14 protein-coding genes, 1 pseudogene and 1 riboswitch are annotated in these 19,984 nt (G+C 57.4%); of the genes and pseudogenes, 9 read left to right on the top strand and 6 right to left on the bottom strand.

Features of this window, described 5'->3' with window-relative positions; all coding sequences use genetic code 11:
- Positions 1 to 88: 88 nt before the first annotated feature.
- The 3 genes from AC1AY0_RS02015 to AC1AY0_RS02005 all read right to left on the bottom strand — a co-directional run bounded on the left by AC1AY0_RS02015 (position 89) and on the right by AC1AY0_RS02005 (position 3,341).
- Entirely contained in the window at positions 89 to 1,054 is a 966-nt protein-coding gene (locus AC1AY0_RS02015) for a TDT family transporter (protein ID WP_133124959.1), read from the bottom strand.
- A gap of 17 nt (positions 1,055 to 1,071) precedes the next feature.
- Positions 1,072 to 2,001, bottom strand: coding sequence for an alpha/beta hydrolase (locus AC1AY0_RS02010; protein WP_242689598.1), 930 nt, complete (start codon positions 1,999 to 2,001; stop codon positions 1,072 to 1,074).
- A 68-nt stretch (positions 2,002 to 2,069) separates the two neighbouring features.
- Positions 2,070 to 3,341, bottom strand: a complete 1,272-nt coding sequence (locus tag AC1AY0_RS02005) for an MFS transporter (protein ID WP_101625182.1) — start codon at positions 3,339 to 3,341, stop codon at positions 2,070 to 2,072.
- A gap of 197 nt (positions 3,342 to 3,538) precedes the next feature.
- Between AC1AY0_RS02005 and AC1AY0_RS02000 the strand changes: the two genes are divergently transcribed.
- Complete coding sequence (locus tag AC1AY0_RS02000) at positions 3,539 to 4,189, top strand: TetR/AcrR family transcriptional regulator (protein WP_101625183.1); 651 nt, start codon at positions 3,539 to 3,541, stop codon at positions 4,187 to 4,189.
- Between the two features lie 11 nt (positions 4,190 to 4,200).
- Here AC1AY0_RS02000 and AC1AY0_RS01995 read toward each other — a convergent pair whose 3' ends face one another.
- Complete coding sequence (locus tag AC1AY0_RS01995; protein ID WP_101625184.1) at positions 4,201 to 4,794, bottom strand: TetR/AcrR family transcriptional regulator; 594 nt, start codon at positions 4,792 to 4,794, stop codon at positions 4,201 to 4,203.
- Positions 4,795 to 5,035: 241 nt separating this feature from the next.
- Here AC1AY0_RS01995 and AC1AY0_RS01990 point away from each other — a divergent pair, with 241 nt between their 5' ends.
- From AC1AY0_RS01990 to guaD, 7 genes and pseudogenes are all read left to right on the top strand, one after another.
- Positions 5,036 to 7,288, top strand: coding sequence for an exo-alpha-(1->6)-L-arabinopyranosidase (locus AC1AY0_RS01990; RefSeq protein ID WP_101625185.1), 2,253 nt, complete (start codon positions 5,036 to 5,038; stop codon positions 7,286 to 7,288).
- Between the two features lie 203 nt (positions 7,289 to 7,491).
- Positions 7,492 to 7,959, top strand: a pseudogene (locus AC1AY0_RS01985) (MarR family winged helix-turn-helix transcriptional regulator); the annotation flags it as partial.
- A 152-nt stretch (positions 7,960 to 8,111) separates the two neighbouring features.
- Positions 8,112 to 9,911, top strand: coding sequence for an ABC transporter ATP-binding protein (locus tag AC1AY0_RS01980; RefSeq protein WP_476525940.1), 1,800 nt, complete (start codon positions 8,112 to 8,114; stop codon positions 9,909 to 9,911).
- Complete coding sequence (locus AC1AY0_RS01975) at positions 9,908 to 11,923, top strand: ABC transporter ATP-binding protein (RefSeq protein WP_476525658.1); 2,016 nt, start codon at positions 9,908 to 9,910, stop codon at positions 11,921 to 11,923. Before AC1AY0_RS01980 ends, AC1AY0_RS01975 begins: the two co-directional genes overlap by 4 nt.
- A gap of 214 nt (positions 11,924 to 12,137) precedes the next feature.
- On the top strand, positions 12,138 to 13,097 hold the full coding sequence (locus AC1AY0_RS01970; RefSeq protein ID WP_476525657.1) for a nucleoside hydrolase: 960 nt from the start codon (positions 12,138 to 12,140) through the stop codon (positions 13,095 to 13,097).
- Between the two features lie 50 nt (positions 13,098 to 13,147).
- Positions 13,148 to 14,557, top strand: a complete 1,410-nt coding sequence (locus AC1AY0_RS01965) for an MFS transporter (RefSeq protein ID WP_476525655.1) — start codon at positions 13,148 to 13,150, stop codon at positions 14,555 to 14,557.
- Positions 14,558 to 14,654: 97 nt separating this feature from the next.
- Positions 14,655 to 16,022 carry a guanine deaminase gene (gene guaD / locus AC1AY0_RS01960; RefSeq protein ID WP_476525653.1) on the top strand — a complete coding sequence of 456 codons (1,368 nt, stop codon included), beginning with the start codon at positions 14,655 to 14,657 and terminating at the stop codon, positions 16,020 to 16,022.
- 58 nt (positions 16,023 to 16,080) lie between these two features.
- Here the strand turns inward: guaD and metK are convergent, their stop codons facing one another.
- Together metK and rpoZ are read right to left on the bottom strand one after the other, a co-directional pair.
- Entirely contained in the window at positions 16,081 to 17,301 is a 1,221-nt protein-coding gene (gene metK / locus AC1AY0_RS01955; protein WP_476525652.1) for a methionine adenosyltransferase, read from the bottom strand.
- Positions 17,297 to 17,357, bottom strand: a riboswitch (SAM riboswitch). (Overlaps the previous gene by 5 nt.)
- Positions 17,358 to 17,553: 196 nt before the next feature.
- Positions 17,554 to 17,868 (bottom strand): DNA-directed RNA polymerase subunit omega, encoded by a 315-nt coding sequence (rpoZ, locus tag AC1AY0_RS01950; protein ID WP_033890206.1) that lies wholly within the window; start codon positions 17,866 to 17,868, stop codon positions 17,554 to 17,556.
- A gap of 216 nt (positions 17,869 to 18,084) precedes the next feature.
- On the opposite strand from rpoZ, the gene ilvD reads away from it, so the two are divergent.
- The gene (gene ilvD / locus AC1AY0_RS01945) at positions 18,085 to 19,950 is read left to right on the top strand and encodes a dihydroxy-acid dehydratase (RefSeq protein ID WP_476525651.1); all 1,866 of its coding nucleotides are present in this window, start codon (positions 18,085 to 18,087) and stop codon (positions 19,948 to 19,950) included.
- Positions 19,951 to 19,984: the final 34 nt, after the last annotated feature.

Below are 19,984 nucleotides of genomic sequence, written 5' to 3'. Positions count from 1 at the left end.
GGCTAGTAGTCACCGAGAATCCTCGGATATGATGATGCCCTGCTCCTTAATCAAGGAACAGGGCATCATCATATATATGCGACTCGCATCACGAAAGCACCGCGCGTTTGCCTATGCGCACAAATACCACCGTTGCCAAGATGATCATGACTCCGGCAAGAGCGGTTTCACCAAGCTGCACCCCATGTGCCCACAGTGGTACATGCCAACCAGCCTGCTTAAAAACAAGCAGCGCATCCTGCAGAGCAGTGGCGGTGATCACTAAGGGGAAGGTGAACGCCGCATACGCGGGAGATGGGGGAGTGGCCAGCATCCACGGCAGCAGTACCGCGACGAATGCAAATAAGAACTGCGAACAAGTGAGCAGCATCAGCATAAATATAGGATTATGTGTGGCACTTGTGCTGTAATACGAGGCAACCAAAAGACTGATGGGCGCACTGTAAATGGTCATCGTCGGTCTGATGCCAGCTGGCAAACCATGCCAGGCGATACGGCTGGAAATCAACACCAGCATGATGATATCGATGACGAAACCGATGACAAAAATACTATGACCTGCCCATGCGAGTCCAACGGTTCCGGAAGTCACAGCGGCCACCAGAATGCCAACGAATCCAACCAGCCATGCAGGGCACACAGACGTCAAATGGAACTCACGCACTATGAACCGCCAAGCAAAATAGACCATTAGCGAAGCGATGCACAGCACCCCGCACCACCAGATGATTTGTGCGCAGCGCAATCCAAAAGAACCAAAGTGAGCGAAGTACGTTCCCAAAGTAATAAGAGCCATCGGCATGGTAGTAGTCAATGGCGCAATCATTGGATTGCGATAGTCGGTAGCTAGACAGGTGCGTACCGTGGTGCTGCGGATGGCTATGCAATGTTTGGCTAATACCGGTATCAGCAGCATCAAACCTAATATGGCGCTCACAATATGTATCGGAGTCCACCAGAATTCCGGCAGTAGAGAAGCGGCAAGATTTCCGTATGAAAAAGCGGCTAGCGCCACACCAGCTTGGGGAAGCGGTGTGGCGCTAGCGATTTTCATGCCGCATGCTGCGGCGCTCACAGGTACCGCCGTGCGAATCGAGCGATATCGTCAATGACTTCCAAAGCCTCGGCGTTGGAAGCATCGCCGGCCTGGGTCACGTTGAAGATATGGCCCAGAACCTTACCTTGGCCGAGCGGCCACATGCGCAGCTCGCAATCGCGATTGCGGTGCACCATGATACGGGCCAATTCCAGGGAATTGTCGGCGAGCACATCCTCATCACTGGTGATGAGATAGGTGGGAGGCAGGTTGCCGTCCACGATGAGGCGATCGAGATCGTTCTTGTATGGCGCGATGGCGATGATTTCGCTCGGCTTGGTGAAGTAGGCGGCGGTGTAATAGCTGATCAACGGCTCATAGACACCACCTTCCAGGCGGAACATGCCGGAGGTTGCCACGAAGCCGCGAACGTCCAATCCGCTGGGCTGCATGAACCAGCGCTGGCGCACCACCTTGGAATTGTTGACGGCCAGTGCATACATGGCCAGTGTGGCACCTGCAGAATCACCGGTAACGAACACCTGATCAGGGTTGCCCTGATATTCGGCAACATGATCCTTGACCCAAGCCATGACCGCCAGAGCGTCGCCAATCTGGTCGAAGAAGCTCACCTGCGGCACAAGGCGGTAGTTGGCGTTGACCACCACGAAGCCCTTGCCGGCCAGAATCATGTCGCGGCACAGGTTGTTCTCCTTGGTGCCGTAGTAGAGGCCACCGCCGTGGAAATCGATGAACACGGGCAGCGGCTCGCCTTCGGCAGCGCCTTCCGGACGGTAGATATCCAGCAGGTGATCGGACAGGCCATCCTCTAAATAGGGGAGATCCTTAATGGATTCGATGCCTTCCGGCAGAATCTGAGCGGCAAGATGCGGCGCATCGTTCTTGGCCATCAGCGCGGCGCGTTCGGCCAGCAGATCAATGGCTTCCTGACGATCGACAATCATGGTTATTCCTTATATTTCAGTTCGTTGAGTAATACGTTACAGTTCGTGGAGCGGATGCATGCGGCTCATTACTGAGCTTCGGCTAGTTCCTTGTTCTCGCGGAACGGGCGGCCGGTGTATGCGGCGATGACCAGTGCGGCTGCGATGACGTAGATGACGATGCCGCCGGAGATGGAAACCACGTAGCTGCCGGTGGAGTCGAACAGCGTACCGTGCAGCGTGGTGAATGCCGCGTTGGCGAAGGAGCCGAACATCGAGATGATGGACAGGATGGTGCTGTAGTCCTTCGGACCGAAGGAGTTGCGGATGACCCACGGGATGCCGACCAGCACGAAGCCCTGGCCGATGCCGGCGAAGAGACCCGCCACGATGGACAGCGCTTGCATGTGGGAGATCAGCAGACCGCCCCAGCCGAGGATGCCGATGCAGGTGAACAGGGAGACCACGACGGCCGGCTTCAGGTGATCGAGCAGAATGCCGATGAGCATCTTTCCGGTGGCGGCGCCGAGCAGGGTGCCGGTCATCACCAGTGCACCCTGGGAGAGGGTGAAGCCGTACTGCACTTCGTGAGCGGAGATGTGCTGCAGCAGGGAGTTGGAGAACTGCTGGATGATGATGGCGATGGACAGGAAGATAAAGGCGCGGGTCATGAAGGCCTTCTTGGCGTCGAGACCCTGGGCGGCGGTGTTGGTGGCGGTACCATTGCCGGCCTGTTCCTCGTAGCCGTACGGCAGTTCACCCTTGGTTGGATCCGGAGCGAACTTCAGCGCGAAGATGGAGAACGGCAGAATGCACACGAGCACGGCGATGCCGGTGATGAGGTAGGCGGTACGCCAGCCCTGGGCGGTGATCAGGTTGGAGACGACCGGGTTGAAGATGGCGCCGCCGATGCCGGAGATGCCCATACCGATACCCATAACCGTACCAAGCTTCTTGTTGAACCAGTTCGAAAGCAGTACCGGCGGAGTCAAAGCGATGGGAATCACGTAGGCGACGCCGAGCACGGCGAAGGCCACATCAAACTGCCAGATGGCGGTGAAAGTGGAGCCCAAGATGAACACGCCGCCGGCAAGTGCGATGCAGACGCTGATTACGATGCGCGAGTCGATTTTCTTGAGCAGTGCGCCTGCGAACAGCATGGTGATGGCTGCGGTGATCTGCTCAATGGAAAGCGGCAGGGAGACCTGGGAACGGCCGACACCGAATTCCGCGGACAGTGCGTTGAAGTACAGACCTTGGGTGTTGACGATGAGGCCGAAGCCGATGAATGAGAGCACGCAGCAGCCTGCGAATACGAACCACGGCCTCCATGCCTTGGTCTTTGGTGCGTTGGTGGACATTGTGAACCTCCTTGTAAAACTTGAGAACCCCGTTGTCTCAAGTAAGTAAGTACTTACTTACAAAAGGAGATGATAGCGAGGGGCGCACTTTTCGGCAATGAGACTGCGGTGGTCGGCGTGTTCCGTTGCTATGCAAGGGTTTTCTGACTCCGCTATGATGGCGTGAGAGTGAAATTTCATGCAGGGAAAGGGTGATTATGGCTGCCGCTGCCTCTCCGGATACCGGACGCGCGATTCGTCGACGCAAGAGTGGTGATGAACGACGGCAGGAGATCATTCGCGAGGCAACCAAAGTCATTGCAGAGCGCGGATTCTATGGAGCCTCGCTGCAAGAGATCGCCGATGGCATCGGCATTACCCAAGCCGGCATGCTTCGCCATGTGAAGAACAAGAATGAACTATTGCTGCTGGTACTGGGGCAGTTTGAATCCGATAATCCCACGCAGGCATGCTTGGAAGCCATGTTCAGCGATTATCGCGAGACCGGTCGGCCGCAATCTTTCCCCGCTATTTATCGCACGTCGGTTAAGCAGGCGCTGGATAATCCGCGGCTGACGCAACTGTATTTGGTGCTGCGCGCCGAGGCTATGGATCCGCGGCATCCTGCCCACGATTATTTTGCGCAACGTGGTTTGAGGGGCCGCGATAATGTGGCGAACATTGAGTGGAATGTACCGGAGCGGTATCGCGATCCCAAGGCGATCGTGGATTTGTACCTCACGATGGGTAGTGCGCTTGATGGCCTGCAGATGCGTTGGCTGGGTGAGAATGATTTTGATTTGGAACAGCACTGGAAAGTGTGCGAGGACTTCTTCTATCCATTGCCGGAATGGGAAGGTTGCCGCTAGGGCGCTGCGGTTTACCGATACCCGTTCCATTGCGGCAGCGGGAATAGCACCGCCTCGCAATCGCTCCACATGGCATTGAGATCCTGCCCAGGGGAGCGCAGCCAGCGCAACTGAATACCATCCATCATGGCGAAGCTCGCCTGCAGAATATGCTCCACGTTCACGTTGTCCGGCACGAACCAATTGATGTTCTGCGCATTGGCCACGGTCTGCCGTTCGCGATCGGCGAAGTAGGCGTGCGCAGGGTGATCGGGGTCCAATGCTTCGGCGCTCAAGGTGGAGAACATGTGCACCAGTGAGGGTCGCTTTGCATTGACTGCCACCACGCGGCGCAACATATCGGGTATCAGTGGGTGTTCTTCAGTCACCATGCCAGCGGTAAGCGCAACGGTTTCCTTGTCGTAGACTTCACTGAGCACCAGGCTGAGCAGGCCTTCCTTGCTGCCCACATAATGCAATACCCCGGCTTTGGTGAGTCCCACTTCAGTGGCGATGCGCTGCAGGGAAGTGCCGTAGTAGCCGAGTTTGCCGAATGATTCGACGGTGGCTTCGATGATGGCATTGCGGCGATCATCGGTCTGCGTAGTGGGAGAGGTACTGTTCATGAAGGTAACCTTACGGTTGGTTAGTAGTGTTTTCAAATGATTCTGGCGTGTTGTGGTTCTGAATTTGATAATCTACCTACCAACCGGTTGGTCGAGAGAAAACGACCTGGAATTCACCATCTGGGATTCATGGATGATTGCCACGGGTGAATACCACGGATAGTTAAGCGCTGCGCAATGGTGCTTGATTCCAGGCCGCACGGACTGACTGATATCGCACAACTCAAAGAAAGAGGTTCCCATGAGCGAGCAGACCTACCCTTCCGTCAAGGACCTGACCCTCGAAGAGAAAGCATCCCTCACCTCCGGCGGTGACGCTTGGCATCTGCAGGGTGTCGAGTCCAAGGGCGTCCCCGGTTACATGATTACCGATGGCCCTCACGGTCTGCGCAAATCCCTGGCTTCCAGCACCGGCGAAACCGATCTGGATGACTCCGTGCCGGCCACCTGCTTCCCTCCGGCCGCTGGCTTGTCCAGTTCATGGAACCCGGAACTCATTCATCAGGTCGGCGAGGCAATGGCCGAGGAATGCATTCAAGAAAAGGTGGCCGTGATCCTCGGCCCCGGTGTGAACATCAAGCGCAACCCGCTCGGAGGCCGCTGCTTTGAATACTGGTCCGAAGACCCGTATTTGGCTGGCCATGAAGCGGTCGGCATCGTTGCCGGCGTGCAATCCAAGGGTGTAGGCACGTCCCTGAAGCACTTCGCAGCCAACAATCAGGAGACCGACCGTCTGCGCGTGGACGCTCGCATCAGCCAGCGCGCTCTGCGTGAAATCTACCTGCCGGCATTTGAGCACATCGTCAAAACCGCTCAGCCGTGGACCATCATGTGCTCCTACAACCGTATCAATGGCGTGCACTCCTCTCAGAACCATTGGCTGCTGACCGACGTACTGCGCGACGAATGGGGCTTCGAAGGCATCGTCATGTCCGACTGGGGCGCCGACCACGATCGCGTGGCCTCCCTGAACGCCGGTCTGAACCTTGAAATGCCGCCAAGCTACACCGACGATCAGGTGGTATACGCCGCCCGCGACGGCCGCATCGCTCCGGCCCAACTGGACCGTATGGCTCAGGGCATGATCGATCTGACCAACAAGGCCCGTGCCGCCATGAGCATTGACGGCTACCGTTTCGACGTGGATGCACACGACGAAGTGGCCCATCAGGCCGCCGTGGAATCTATGGTGCTGCTCAAGAACGATGAAGCCATCCTGCCGCTCGACCCGAGCGCAGGCGAGAAGATCGCGGTCATCGGCGAATTCGCACGCACCCCGCGCTACCAGGGCGGTGGCTCTTCGCACATCACCCCCACCAAGATGACCAGCTTCCTTGACACGCTTGCCGAGCGCGGCATCGAGGCCAGCTTCGCCCCCGGCTTCACGCTCGATCTTGAGCCTGCGGACCCGGCGCTGGAAGCTGCAGCCATTGAAACCGCCAAGACCGCCGACAAGGTACTCATGTTCCTGGGGCTTCCGGAAGCCGCCGAATCCGAAGGCTTCGACCGCGAAAACCTCGACATGCCGGCCAAGCAGATCGAACTGCTGCGCCGCGTTGCCGAAGTGAACCCGAACGTGGCCGTGGTGCTCTCCAACGGTTCCGTGGTCTCCGTGCACCCGTGGGCCCAGTATGCCAAGGGCATTCTGGAATCTTGGCTGCTCGGCCAGGCCGGTGGCCCGGCGCTCGCCGATGTGATCTTCGGCAAGGTGAGCCCCTCCGGCAAGCTTGCCCAGTCCATTCCGCTGGACATCAATGATGACCCGAGCATGCTCAACTGGCCGGGCGAGGAAGGCCATGTGGACTACGGCGAAGGCGTGTTCGTGGGCTACCGCTACTACGACACCTATAAGAAGGCCGTCGATTACCCGTTCGGCTACGGCCTGAGCTATGCCACCTTCGAGGTCTCCGATATCTCTGCCGCCAAGACCGGCGCCAACACCGCGTCCGTAACCGCCACCGTGACCAACACCTCCGCGGTGGATGCCGCCGAAACCGTGCAGGTCTACGTGGCACCCGGCAAGGCGGACGTTGCGCGCCCGGTACACGAACTCAAGGGCTTCAAGAAGGTGTTCCTGAAGGCCGGCGAATCCGCAACCGTGACCATCGACCTTGACGAACGCGCGTTCGCCTACTGGTCCGAGAAGTTCAACGACTGGCATGTGGAAGCCGGCGAATACGGCATCGAAATTGGCACGAGCTCTCGTGACATCGCCGCAACGGTGAGCGTGGAGCTCGACGGCGACGGCAAGACCCAGCCGCTGACCGAATGGTCCACCTTCGGCGAATGGTCCGCCGATCCGGTCGGCTCCAAGGTGGTCGAGGACTTGACCGCTGCAGGCGAGGCCGGCAAGTTGCCGAAGCTCACCGATAACGCCATGATGCGCATGTTCCTGAACTCCATGCCGATTAACTCGCTGCCCACGCTGATGGGTGAAGCCGGCAAGGACGTCACCAAGTTCCTGCTGAACGGCTACGCCGAACTGAATAAGTAAGGAACGCACGATTTGGCTCCCCTCGCTGAGGGGAGCCTTTTGTTCTGTTCTGCTCTGTGTTTCGTTGTGCTGTTGCGACACGCTGATTGTTGCATGTGCAACTGTTGTATGTGGTGCGCATTACACTGTTTCGTTGCATATACAACAGTTGCAGATGCAGCGCAACTATCACAAACAATAAGGCAATCGAATGGGGGAGCGATATGGATCATCATGCTCTCAGCATCGAAATGCGCTCACTAAGCAAAGCCGTAGATCGATATTTAGGTGAAAGCATGCCGGAATCCGCGCGTATCGCGACCGGTGGCAACGCCCATATCATCATCTTTCTGGCGCGCAATCGCGACCGCGACATCTACCAGCACACCATAGAGCAGAAATTCTGCATCACGCGTTCCACTGCATCCCGCGTATTGACGCTGATGGAAAAGAAAGGTCTGATTGTGCGCGAGCCGGTGGCCCATGATGCCAGACTCAAACGCATCGTTTTGACCGACAAGGCGGATTCCATCGTGGCCGACCTGAAAGCCAATGGTGAGCGTGTGGAACATCTGCTGGTTGAAGGCCTGACGGATAGCGAACAAGCCGCCTTGCGTGATTGTGTCAGACGCATGCGGGCGAACATCGATGCCGCACAACGAGAATACGAACAGGATATGAAGGAGGAGAGTAAATGAGCACTAACGCAACCAAGCGTGTTGCTTCGGCTGGCAATGCGACCGTGGAAGACAGCGCGGCTGCCACTGAAGCAGCCATTGAACGCTCGCGTAAAGCCGTGGAACCGGCTCGTCCGAAGCACATCATCCGCACACTGTTGGGATCGATGCGTGAATACACCAGGGAAAGCCTGCTGGCCCCGCTGTTCGTGTTCATCGAAGCCATTCTGGAAATCGTGATTCCCACGGTGATGGCCACCCTGATCGATCAGGGCATCACCGGTGGCAGCATGCCGGCCATCATCAAGTTCGGCCTGATTCTGCTGGTCTGCTCGCTGGTCTCCCTGGCCTGCGGCTTCCTGGCCGGAAAGTATGCTGCCATCGCCGCAGCCGGCTTCGCCAAGAACCTGCGCCGCGACCAGTTTGAACAGGTGCAGCGCTTCAGCTTCACTAACATCGACCGATTCTCCACCGGCTCCATCATCACCCGCCTCACCACTGATGTGACCAATCTGCAGATGGCCTACGGCATGATGGTGCGCATGGGCGTGCGTGCCCCAATCATGGTGGTTGTGGCATGGATCTTCTCGTTCCGCATCAGCCCGTCGATTTCGATGGTGTTCCTTGCCTGCATCCCGATCTTGGCCATTGGCCTGTGTGGGCTCGCGGTGTTGGTGCACCCGGTGTTCGAGCGCGTGTTCCACACCTATGACGCGCTGAACAATGTGGTGGACGAGAACCTGCAGGGCATTCGCGTGGTGAAGTCCTACAATCGTGAATCCTTCGAAATCCATAAGTTCGACCGCATTTCCAAGCGTATTTTCAAGGACTTCACGCTGGCCGAGCGCATCATGAGCTTCAACAGCCCAATCATGATGTTCTGCATCTATGCCTCGATGATTCTCATTTCCTGGATGGGCGCCCAGCAGATTGTGGCGTCCGGCAACAATGCCGCACTGGGACTCACCACCGGTGACCTGACCGCTCTGGTGACCTATGCCATGCAGATTTTGATGGCCATGATGATGCTGTCGATGATCTTTGTCATGTTCATCATCTCCCAGGCGTCCGCCGAACGAATCTGCCAGGTATTGCAGGAAAAGAGCACTGTGGTCGACCCGCAGAACCCGGTCAAGACCGTGACTGATGGCTCCATCGAATTCGATGACGTCACCTTCCGTTACTCCGACAGCTCCGAGAAGCCGGTGCTCGATGACATCAACCTGACCATTCCCTCCGGTGCAACGGTGGGCATCGTCGGCGGCACCGGTTCCGCCAAGTCTTCGCTGGTGCAGCTGGTTCCCCGTCTTTATGACGTGTCCGCCGGCTCGCTCAAGGTCGGTGGCCGCGATGTGCGCGAATATGATCTTGAGGTTCTGCGCGATCAGGTGGCTATGGTGCTGCAGAAGAACGTGCTGTTCTCCGGCACCATCGCCGAAAACCTGCGCTGGGGTAACCCGGATGCCACTGATGAGGAGATTCGCCACGCATGCCAGCTCGCACAGGCAGACGGCTTCATTCAGGAATTCCCGGATAAGTACGACACCTACATCGAACAAGGCGGTACCAACGTGTCCGGTGGCCAGCGTCAGCGTCTGTGCATCGCGCGCGCACTGCTCAAGAAGCCGAAGATCCTGATCCTGGATGACTCCACATCCGCAGTCGACACCAAAACCGACAAGCTGATCCGTGAAGCCTTCCACCATGAGATTCCGGACACCACCAAGATCATCATCGCCCAGCGCGTGGCCTCGGTGCAGGAATCCGACATGATTCTGGTCATGGACGAAGGCCGCATCATGGCCCGCGGTACGCATGACGAACTGCTCAAGACCTGCGATGAATACCGTTCCATCTACGAATCGCAGACCAAGAACACTGCGGCAGGCCAAGCCGAGCTTGAGCAGGCCGCAGCCAAGGAAGCCGAAAACATCAAGAACGCAGCTGAGGAAGGAGAGGCACGATGAGCGATAAGCAAAGCTTCAAGAACCGAAAGCCCGCTATGGGCAAGCCGGCTCCCGGCACCACCAAGCGCATCTTCGGCTACATCATGCAGTACAAGTGGCGCGTGGTGGCCATCGTGGTATGCATCCTCGTCGGTGCCGCCGCCCAGGCCGGATCCGCATTGTTCCTTCAGTCGCTGATCGACACCTACATTCTGCCGATGGTCGGTGCCAAGCACCCGGATTGGGGTCCGCTCTTGCAAGCCATCACCCTGATGGGCTGCCTGTATGTGGCCGGTATCGTGGCCAGCTGGCTCTGGCAGTGGCTGATTGTCACCGTGGAACAAGGCACACTAAAGAAGATTCGTGACGACATGTTCGCCCACCAGCAGCATCTGCCGATTCGCTACTTCGACACCAACGAACACGGCGACATCATGAGCCGCTACACCAACGACACGGACACGCTGCGCCAGGCCATCTCCCAGTCCTTCCCGCAGATGTTCGCCTCAGCCATCTCCGCCATCGCGGCAGTGATCTCCATGCTGTGGCTCTCCATCCCGATCACCGTATTCGTGCTGTTGTTCACCGTGGGCTTGTTCTTCGTGGTCAAGGCCATCGTGGGTCGCGCAGGCCGCTTCTTCGTCAAGCAACAGCAGTGGCTGGGTGATGTGAACGCGTTCGTGGAGGAATCCGTGAACGGGCAGAAGGTCATCAAGGTCTTCAACCATGAAGATGCCACACAGAAGACCTTCGACGAGAAGAACCAGGAACTGTTCGAAGCATCCGCAGAAGCCAACACTTGGGGCAACGTCACCATGCCAGTGGTGGGCAACATGGGTTACATGCTCTACATCCTGCTCGCCATCGTGGGCGGCGCTATGGCGCTCGCCGGCGTGGGCAACGTGGGACTGAACGGCTTCGGCCCACTGACCCTCGGCACCCTGATTTCCCTGCTGACCCTGTCCCGCTCGTTCATCAACCCGCTCGGCCAGGTCTCCATGCAGCTCAACATGGTGATGATGGCGCTCGCCGGCGCATCCCGCATCTTCGCGCTGATGGATGAACCTGTGGAATCCGACAACGGTTCCGTGACCTTGGTCAACGTGGAACTGGGCGAAGATGGCCGCACCATGACCGAGGTCGATCACGAGACCGGCCACTGGGCATGGAAGCGTGAGGAAGGCGACGATGGTACCCGTTCGTTGAAGGCCGCCGAAAAGCTGCATGGCGCCGCTCGTGAAGTGGCGCTGAAGGCTAAGGAGCAGGCGATCACCTCGCCGGACGGTCGCCTGACGCTGCTGCAGGGCGACGTGCGTTTCACCAACGTGACCTTCGGCTACAATCCGGACAAGCCCGTACTGCACGACATCACCTGGTTCGCCAAGCCCGGCCAGAAGATGGCGCTCGTCGGCGCCACCGGTGCCGGCAAGACCACGGTAACCAACCTGATCAATCGCTTCTATGACATTCAGGAAGGTCAGATCCTTTACGACGGCATCGATGTGAAGAACATTAAGAAGCCTGATCTGCGCCGCTCGCTGGGCATTGTGCTGCAGGACGTGAACCTGTTCACCGGTACCGTGATGGACAACATCCGCTATGGTCGCCTCAACGCCACCGATGAGGAATGCATCGAGGCCGCCAAACTGGTGAACGCGGACGGTTTCATCCGCATGCTGCCGCAGGGTTACCAGACCGTGCTTGAAGGCGACGGTTCCGGTCTTTCCCAAGGCCAACGTCAGCTGATCTCCATTGCCCGCGCCGCAGTGGCCGATTCCCCGGCCCTGATTCTTGACGAGGCCACCTCCTCGATTGATACCCGTACCGAGGAAGTGGTGCAGGCTGGCATGGATGCATTGATGAAGGGACGTACGGTCTTCGTGATCGCCCATCGTCTCTCCACCGTGCGCAACTCCGACGTAATCATGGTGCTCGATCATGGCAACATCATCGAACGTGGTTCGCATGATGAGTTGATTGCGCAGAAGGGCGAATACTATCAGTTGTATACCGGTGCTGTAGAACTCGAGTAGCACGGACTGCCTGGTATAAGTCATCATCGGACTCTCCTGACACAAGGGGAGTCCGATTTTTTATTGACAACACTATTGCACTTGTCAGCATGGTTGTGGTGGCATTCTTAGCCACGCCCGGTAATTCGGTGAGCTTGCCCGATGCTCGTTAATATTAACGAGGTAAATCAATAGCCATTCGGTTATTGAGCACAGCACAGGGAAAGGCGCTCCCATGACAAAGAAACTGATTCTTGACCTTGATACCGGCGTGGACGATGCCCTCGCCATCTCCTATGCGCTCGGCAGTCCGGAAGTCGAGCTTATTGGCATTACCGGTACGTACGGCAACGTGCTGCTCGAACAGGGCGTGCGCAATTCCCTAGCCATCACCGATCTGCTCGGTCATCCGGAAGTCAAGGTGTATAAGGGATTGCCGCACTCCAGCACCACTGATTCCTTCGAAGTGCTCGACATTTCCGCATTCATTCACGGAAAGAACGGCATCGGCGACGTAGACATCCCGGACTCCAACCGTGAGCCGGAAACCGAATCCGCGGTTGACTTCATTATCGATGCCGTGAAGACGTACGGTAAGGATTTGATCTACGTCCCCACTGGTCCAATGACCAATATTGCTGCAGCCTTGAAGAAAGCCCCTGAAATCAAGGATGAAATCGGCAAGATCGTGCTGATGGGCGGAGCTCTGACCGTATGCGGCAACGTAAACGGTTGGGAGGAAGCCAACATCTCCCAGGATCCGGAAGCCGCCGACTACCTGTTCCGTTCCGGAGCCCCAGCCACAATGGTCGGTCTCGACGTCACCTTGCAGACGCTGCTCACCTACAAGGAAACCCAGCAGTGGCGCGACCTTGGCACCAAAGCCGGCAACTTCCTCGCAGACATGACCGACTACTACATCAAGGCGTACGAGACCACGTCGCCACACCTCGGCGGTTGCGGCCTTCATGACCCACTCGCTGTGGGCGTGGCTGTGGACCCGACCCTGATCACCGCGCTGCCCATCAACATGAAGGTGGACGTGGAAAGCCCGACCCGCGGCCGCACTATCGGCGACAACACGCGCATGAACGATCCGGTCAAAACCATGAAGGCCGCCATCGACGTTGATGTGCCTCGCTTCCTGGATGAATTCATGACCCGCATCACCGGTCTCGCTAAGAACGCCGAGTGACACTTTCCAAACTTCCCCTAATGGAGAGAAAGAAATAAAGGAAGAAAATAATGACACAAACCACTACAACTCCGGTTGCAGATCCGTGGACTGACCCGGAAACCAGCAACAAGATGGCCATCAAGGCGCTGATTCTGCTGCTGATCACTTTCATCCTCGGCACTCTGTGCCTTCAGGGCTTCAACTTGGTGTTCACCCAAGTTGGTGAAGATGTAGGAGCTCCGGCACAGGCTTCGCTGATTACTGCATTCCCATCGCTGGTGCTCGGCATCGTCTGCTTTATCTACGGTTCTCTTGGCGATTTCGTCTCCCTGAAGCGACTGGTCGTAGCCGGTCTCGTGACCCTGCTCGTCGGCTCCCTGTTCGGCTTCGTGGCGAACTTCTTCTTCACTGCGAACATCTGGACCGTGATTATTGCTCGCGTGCTGCAAACCGCAGGTGAACAGGTCGCTGGTTCCGTGTTCCTGGTCATCGCCACCAAGTACCTGAAGCCGTCGCTCAAGGTCATCTTCTTCGGCCTGTATACCGCTGCCTACCAGTTGTCCGCCTCCATTGGCGTGTTCGCAGCTGGTGTGCTGAGCTCTATTGCATGGCAGTACCTGTTCCTCATCCCCGTGGTGACCATCTTCTTCCTGCCGACCCTGCTCAAGAACCTGCCGGGCCGTCAGGGTGGCAACGAACATGTTGACTGGCTTGGCTTCACCATCTTCGGTTTGGCTAGCGCCTTCCTCACCCTGTTCTTCTCCTACATGGCATGGTGGATGCTCGCCGTGGCTGTGGTGCTGTTCGCCATCTTCGCCGTGTACATCCACAAGGCCGCCAACCCGTTCATCACCCCGGAGTTCTTCAAGAACACCCGCTGGCTGGCTGCCATCAGCCTGATTCTGGTGTTCTACTTCACCAACTACTGCATTTCCCCGCTGTTCAACGCCATCGGCACCTCCGTCTACGGCATGACCACCGCACAGGTTTCCACCTACATTGTGTGGGCCTTCGTGTGCGCCGCAGTGGTCGGCACCTCCTCCGGTTGGATCATCGGCAAGATCGGTCGCCAACCAGCACTGATCACCGCCGCATGCTTGATGATTGCCGGCTTCGTGACCGCCGCCCTGGCTGTCAACGCTGGCTTCCTGGTGCTCACGCTCACCGCATGCCTGTTCTACTGCGGCGTGGGTCTGCTCTACTCCCCGGTGGTTTCCACTGTGATTGACACCTTGCCGCAGAGCGAATCCGGCCGTGGCGTGGGCATGAACGATCTGGTGATGAACGTCACTGCATCCATCGGCATCACCGTTATCGGCGGTCTGATGGGCTCCCAGTCGCTGGCAGGCTCCAGCATCACCGGTGCCACCGGTGCGGCGGCCGGCTACGCCAACCTGCTCCTGATCGGCGGTGGCGTAATGCTGCTTGGCCTGATCGTGTTCCTGCTCTTCCGCAAGAAGATCTACAGCCAGAACTGATAGTTCAATCCATGCAAGGCTCGCATACAAATTGGTTCTCCCCAGTTCGTATGCGAGCCTTTTCTCACTATTGACAATGAGATAAAGGAGATAATCAATGACGATTACCTTAGCCATTGAAGGTTCAGGTTTCACTTCGCGCACTCGCGACGACGTACAGTATTTCGATCACTCACTATTCCTGATCGACGAACACGGCATCATCCAATCAGTATTGGAACCAGATGATGAACGATACGAAGCGGAGCGAGCGCACGCACAGGAACGTGGCATCTATCATGCTATTGCCGCAGGCTCCTATCTGCTGCCGGGCTTCATCGACCTGCATGTTCATGCTCCACAATGGGCGCAGGATGGCACCGGATTGGATGAGCCATTGGAAGTCTGGCTCGGTAAATACACGTTCCCCACGGAAGCCAAATTCGCTGATGAGGCTTTCGCTCACAAGGTGTATGAGGATTTGGTGAGCCGCATGCTCTCCACCGGCACCACCACGGCATCCTATTACGCCACTGTTGACCGCAAGGGTTCTCTAGTATTGGCTCAGGAAGCCGCCCGGCTTGGCCAGCGCGCTTTGGTGGGTAAGGTGGTGATGGATGATCCTGAAGCTAATCCGGAATATTATCGTGATGCTTCGGCTCAGGCGGCTATCGAGGAGACCAAGCGATTCATCGAGGAGGTCGCCGAACTCAGCCAGAGCAGTGTGCAGGGCGTGTACCCGGTAATCACTCCACGATTCATTCCCAGCTGCACGGATGAGGCCTTGCGCGGGCTTGGAGAACTGGCCACGCATTATCATGATGTGGCCTACATTCAAACCCATTGCAGTGAAAGCGATTGGGAGCACGGCTACGCGTATGAATGCTATGGCAAAAGCGATACGCATATGCTGCACGAGTTCGGGTTACTGACCGATCGCAGCATTCTGGCGCATAGCGTGTATCTGTCTGAAGAAGATATGGAAGTATATGCGCAAACCGGTGCGATAGCCGTGCACTGCCCGCTTTCCAACGCATTCTTCGCCGGGTCGGTGGCGCCGATTCGCCGATACTTGGATGCCGGTATGCATGTGGCAATGGGCAGTGATATTTCCGGTGGATACAATCCGGACTTGTATGGCGCAATTCGTCAGGCGGTGACATCCTCACGCATGTTGGAAACCGGTGTGAATCGTGGTCTGGCAGCAGGGGAGAGGGGAGTGACGAACAGCGCCCTGACCTTGAACAACGCGTTCTATGTGGCTACTGCCGGTGGCGGCGAATCCCTGGGCTTGCCGATTGGACGCTTAGAAGTTGGATATGCTTGGGATGCTCAAGTGGTCGATACCAAGTTCCCGAGCGCTCGTCTGCCCATCTTCGAAGACAATGAGCCAGCTTCAGATATCTTCCAAAAGATTGTGAACCTTGCCGTACCGGAGAACATTCGTACTGTTTGGGTGCAGGGTCGTGAAGTTGTCAGTAAATAGTTGTCAGTAAAACAAATGGCTCCCCTCTTTTTGAGGGGAGCCAGAGGTAGAGGATGCGTTACGCTTCGGCGATTGCAGCCTTGAGCTCATCCACCTTATTGGTGCGCTCCCACGGGAACTCAACATCGGTGCGGCCAAAGTGACCATAAGCGGCGGTCTTCAAATAGATCGGGCGCTTGAGATCAAGCTCGTCGATGATGGCGGCCGGACGCAAATCGAATACCTTACGCACGGCGGCGGCGATCTGGCCACGGGTCACGCCCTGCTCGGTGCCGAAGGTCTCCACATTAATGGACACCGGGTCGGCCACGCCAATAGCGTAGGCCACCTGGACCTCAGCCTTGTGTGCAAGACCTGCGGCCACAATGTTCTTGGCAACCCAACGGGTGGCATATGCGGCGGAGCGATCCACCTTGGAAGGATCCTTGCCGGAGAACGCGCCACCACCGTGGTGAGCGGCACCACCGTAGGTATCCACGATGATCTTACGGCCAGTCAGACCTGCATCGGCTGCCGGGCCGCCGAGAATGAAGGAGCCAGTAGGATTGACCAGCTGACGGTAGCCTTCGTACGGCACCTTGTCGCCAAGCACGTCCTTCAATACCGGATCGATGACATGCTCCTTCAGCTGAGCCTCAAGCCATTCGTGCGTAGCCTCAGGATCATGCTGGGTAGAAATCAGCACGGTATCGAGACGAACCGGCTTGTCATTGTCATCGTATTCCACAGTGACCTGAGTCTTGCCGTCCGGGCGCAGATGCGGCACTTCGCCGGACTTGCGCACTTCGGTGAGACGGAACGCTAGACGATGTGCCAAATAAATCGGCAACGGCATCAAAACCGGAGTTTCATCGGTGGCGTAGCCGAACATCACGCCCTGATCGCCAGCACCCTGAGCCTCATAGCGCTCCTCGCGGCTGGCCGCGGTTTCCTGAGCGGCGGAAAGACGGGAAACACCCTGATTGATTTCAGCACTCTGGCCGGTGATGGCAACGATAACGCCACAGGAATCAGCGTCAAGGCCTACTTCGGAGGAAGTGTAGCCAATATTACGCAGGGTTTCGCGAACCTTGGATTGTACATCGCAGTAACCCTCGGAAGTAACCTCGCCGAACACTAGGAATACGCCGGTTGCAGCGGAAGTCTCAACAGCTACATGGCTGGTGGGGTCTTGGGCGAGCAGGTCATCCAAAATGGCGTCGGAGATTTGATCGCAAACCTTGTCAGGGTGGCCTTCGGTTACGGATTCTGCGGAAATAAGCCGCTTCTCTTCAGTCATATCATCCCTTTCGTTAGGACTTATCGCCCCGCTGAAATGCGAGGCACAATGATACGGTTCTTCAATTGTTGATACAGCAGAGCAGACATAACAAAAGGGCTCGTGCCAACCAGCGCGGTGGCGCGAGCCCTGTGCATGTTTGCTCTTGTTCGATTTATAGTCTATTGATGTGAGCAAGGCAAGTGTGTCGGCTGAAAATCAGCGAGTGACGTGCCTTACATCAGTAGCTTCCCTCGAAGGAGCGAAGGTCAATCAGTTGCCTTCGTTGACGTCGTCCTCGCCCAAGGTTTCCTCAAGCAGGCCCTCGTCGATTTCGCGGAAGGCGATGGACAGCGGCTTTTCGTTGTTCTGGTATTCCACCAGCGGGCCGACGTTCTGCAGCAGACCCTCGTTGAGCTGGGTGAAGTAGGAGTTGATCTGACGCGCGCGCTTGGCGGCGAAAATGGCCAGCGCGTACTTGGAGTCGGCGTGCTTCATCAGGTCGTCAATCGGCGGATTTGCAAGACCGGTGGGGTGCGGGTCAGTGCCGAATGCCTCGTTACCCTTGACCTCGGTATCTTCTGCCATAAGTATGTGTCTCCAAACGTTGGAAAATCTATCTCAACCGAAGCAAGTGTAGCCTTGTGGCGGGACTTCGGGTCATTCGTCCGTCTGATTCGTTTGCTTACCAGTTCACGGCATAGGAAGTGCCGTAGTTGGGTGTGAAAAAGGTTACATTTTCGAAAATTCCATTATTCGACTCTTGACAAGAGCCGTGTCCCATGCAAGGGCTTGAATGGGATTATGACTGAAATGCGATCTGCAAAACTCATGTCCGGCCGCGTCTTCGCAGGCGCGCGCGCCCTGTATCGTGCCGCTGGCGTCAGTGGCGACGACATGGGCAAGAAGCCCATCATTGCCATCGCGAACTCTTTCGATGAGTTCCTGCCTGGCCATGTTCACCTGAACAAGGTGGGCCGTATCGTCTCCGAAGCCATCAAGGAAGCTGGCGGCATTCCCCGCGAGTTCAATACGATGGCCGTGGATGACGGTATTGCTATGGGCCACACCGGTATGCTCTACTCCCTGCCTTCCCGCGATATCATCGCTGACACCGTTGAATACCAGTGCAACGCTCACTGCGCTGACGCTCTGATCTGCATCCCGAACTGCGACAAGGTTGTGCCGGGCATGCTGATGGCCGCACTGCGACTCAACATCCCGACCGTATTCGTGTCCGGTGGCCCGATGGAAGCCGGCACCACTGTGCTGGCCGACGGCACAGTCAAGAAGAACACGGATTTGATTTCCGTGATGTACGCCTCCGCGGACGACAACGTCTCCGAAGAGGATCTGCTCAACTATGAGAAGACCGTCTGCCCGACCTGCGGTTCCTGCGCCGGCATGTTCACCGCGAACTCGATGAACTGCCTAACCGAAGCCATCGGCTTGGCACTGCCGGGCAATGGTACGATCCTGGCTTCCCACTCCTACCGTAAGGACCTGTTCAAGCGTGCTGCCGAACAGGTGGTCAAGATTGCTAACCAGTACTACCGCGATGACGATGATTCCGTGCTGCCGCGCTCCATCGCCACCAAGGAAGCCTTCGAGAACGCCATGACTATGGATGTGGCTATGGGCGGTTCTACCAACACCGTGCTGCACATCCTGGCAATGGCCCAGTCCGCAGACGTGGACTTCACGCTGGATGACATCGAGCGCATCTCTCACACTGTGCCGTGCATCTGCAAGGCTTCGCCGTCCGGCAAGTGGGAGATTTCCGATGTTCACCGTGCAGGTGGCATCACCGGTATTCTGGGTGAGCTCGATCGTGCCGGCAAGCTGCACCGCAACGTGCACTCCATCGACTACCCGACCCTTGAGGACAAGCTCAACGATTGGGATATCATGCGCGACACCTGCACCGAGGAAGCCAAGCAGATGTACAAGGCCGCTCCGGGCCACATCATCTCCCCGGAACCGTGGACGCACACCACCCTGTTCGACACGCTCGACACCGACCGTGAGAACGGTGCCATCCACGACATCAACCACCCGGAGATTCACGAAGGCGGCCTCGCCGTGCTGCGTGGCAACCTGGCCCCTGACGGCTGCGTGGTCAAGACCGCAGGCGTGCCGCAGGAGATTTGGAAGTTCCGTGGACCGGCTCTGGTGGTCGAATCCCAGGAAGAGGCCATCAAGGTCATTCTCGATGACACGTTGAAGCCTGGCATGGCTCTGGTGATTCGTTACGAGGGCCCGAAGGGTGGCCCGGGTATGCAGGAGATGCTGTACCCGACCTCCTTCGTCAAGGGCAAGGGTATCGGCAAGCAGGTGGCTATGCTCACCGACGGCCGTTACTCCGGCGGTTCCTCCGGTCTGGCTATCGGCCACATTGCACCTGAGGCTGCTAACAAGGGTCCGATTGCGCTCATCAAGAACGGCGACATCATCAACATCGATATCGAAAACCGTTCCGTGAACGTCGAACTGACCGATGAGCAGCTTGCTGAGCGTCGTGCCGAGCTCGAGGCCGGTGACGGCTACGTGGCTCACCGCGACCGCAAGGTGTCTCAGGCCCTGAAGGCCTACGCCGCCTTCGCCCGCTCCGCCGACAAGGGCGCTACGCGCGACCCGGAGCTTATTAACAAGCTCTCGGGCCTTGCCTGATAGAACCCCCTCTGGCTCCCCTTGCCGCAGAGTT

The sequence above is a fragment of the Bifidobacterium sp. LH_416 genome (assembly GCF_056357055.1).
Note: the sequence above shows the minus strand (reverse complement) of the source record. Positions and strands in the feature narration are given on the sequence as shown.

Coding starts and splice junctions, on each gene's coding strand:
- AC1AY0_RS01975 (WP_476525658.1), top strand. CDS start 9,908: ATGAGCGATAAGCAAAGCTTCAAGAACCGAAAGCCCGCTATGGGCAAG.
- AC1AY0_RS02015 (WP_133124959.1), bottom strand. CDS start 1,054: ATGAAAATCGCTAGCGCCACACCGCTTCCCCAAGCTGGTGTGGCGCTA.
- guaD (WP_476525653.1), top strand. CDS start 14,655: ATGACGATTACCTTAGCCATTGAAGGTTCAGGTTTCACTTCGCGCACT.
- metK (WP_476525652.1), bottom strand. CDS start 17,301: ATGACTGAAGAGAAGCGGCTTATTTCCGCAGAATCCGTAACCGAAGGC.
- AC1AY0_RS02005 (WP_101625182.1), bottom strand. CDS start 3,341: ATGTCCACCAACGCACCAAAGACCAAGGCATGGAGGCCGTGGTTCGTA.
- AC1AY0_RS01995 (WP_101625184.1), bottom strand. CDS start 4,794: ATGAACAGTACCTCTCCCACTACGCAGACCGATGATCGCCGCAATGCC.
- AC1AY0_RS01970 (WP_476525657.1), top strand. CDS start 12,138: ATGACAAAGAAACTGATTCTTGACCTTGATACCGGCGTGGACGATGCC.
- AC1AY0_RS01965 (WP_476525655.1), top strand. CDS start 13,148: ATGACACAAACCACTACAACTCCGGTTGCAGATCCGTGGACTGACCCG.
- AC1AY0_RS02000 (WP_101625183.1), top strand. CDS start 3,539: ATGGCTGCCGCTGCCTCTCCGGATACCGGACGCGCGATTCGTCGACGC.
- rpoZ (WP_033890206.1), bottom strand. CDS start 17,868: ATGGCAGAAGATACCGAGGTCAAGGGTAACGAGGCATTCGGCACTGAC.
- AC1AY0_RS02010 (WP_242689598.1), bottom strand. CDS start 2,001: ATGATTGTCGATCGTCAGGAAGCCATTGATCTGCTGGCCGAACGCGCC.
- AC1AY0_RS01990 (WP_101625185.1), top strand. CDS start 5,036: ATGAGCGAGCAGACCTACCCTTCCGTCAAGGACCTGACCCTCGAAGAG.
- AC1AY0_RS01980 (WP_476525940.1), top strand. CDS start 8,112: ATGCGTGAATACACCAGGGAAAGCCTGCTGGCCCCGCTGTTCGTGTTC.
- ilvD (WP_476525651.1), top strand. CDS start 18,085: ATGACTGAAATGCGATCTGCAAAACTCATGTCCGGCCGCGTCTTCGCA.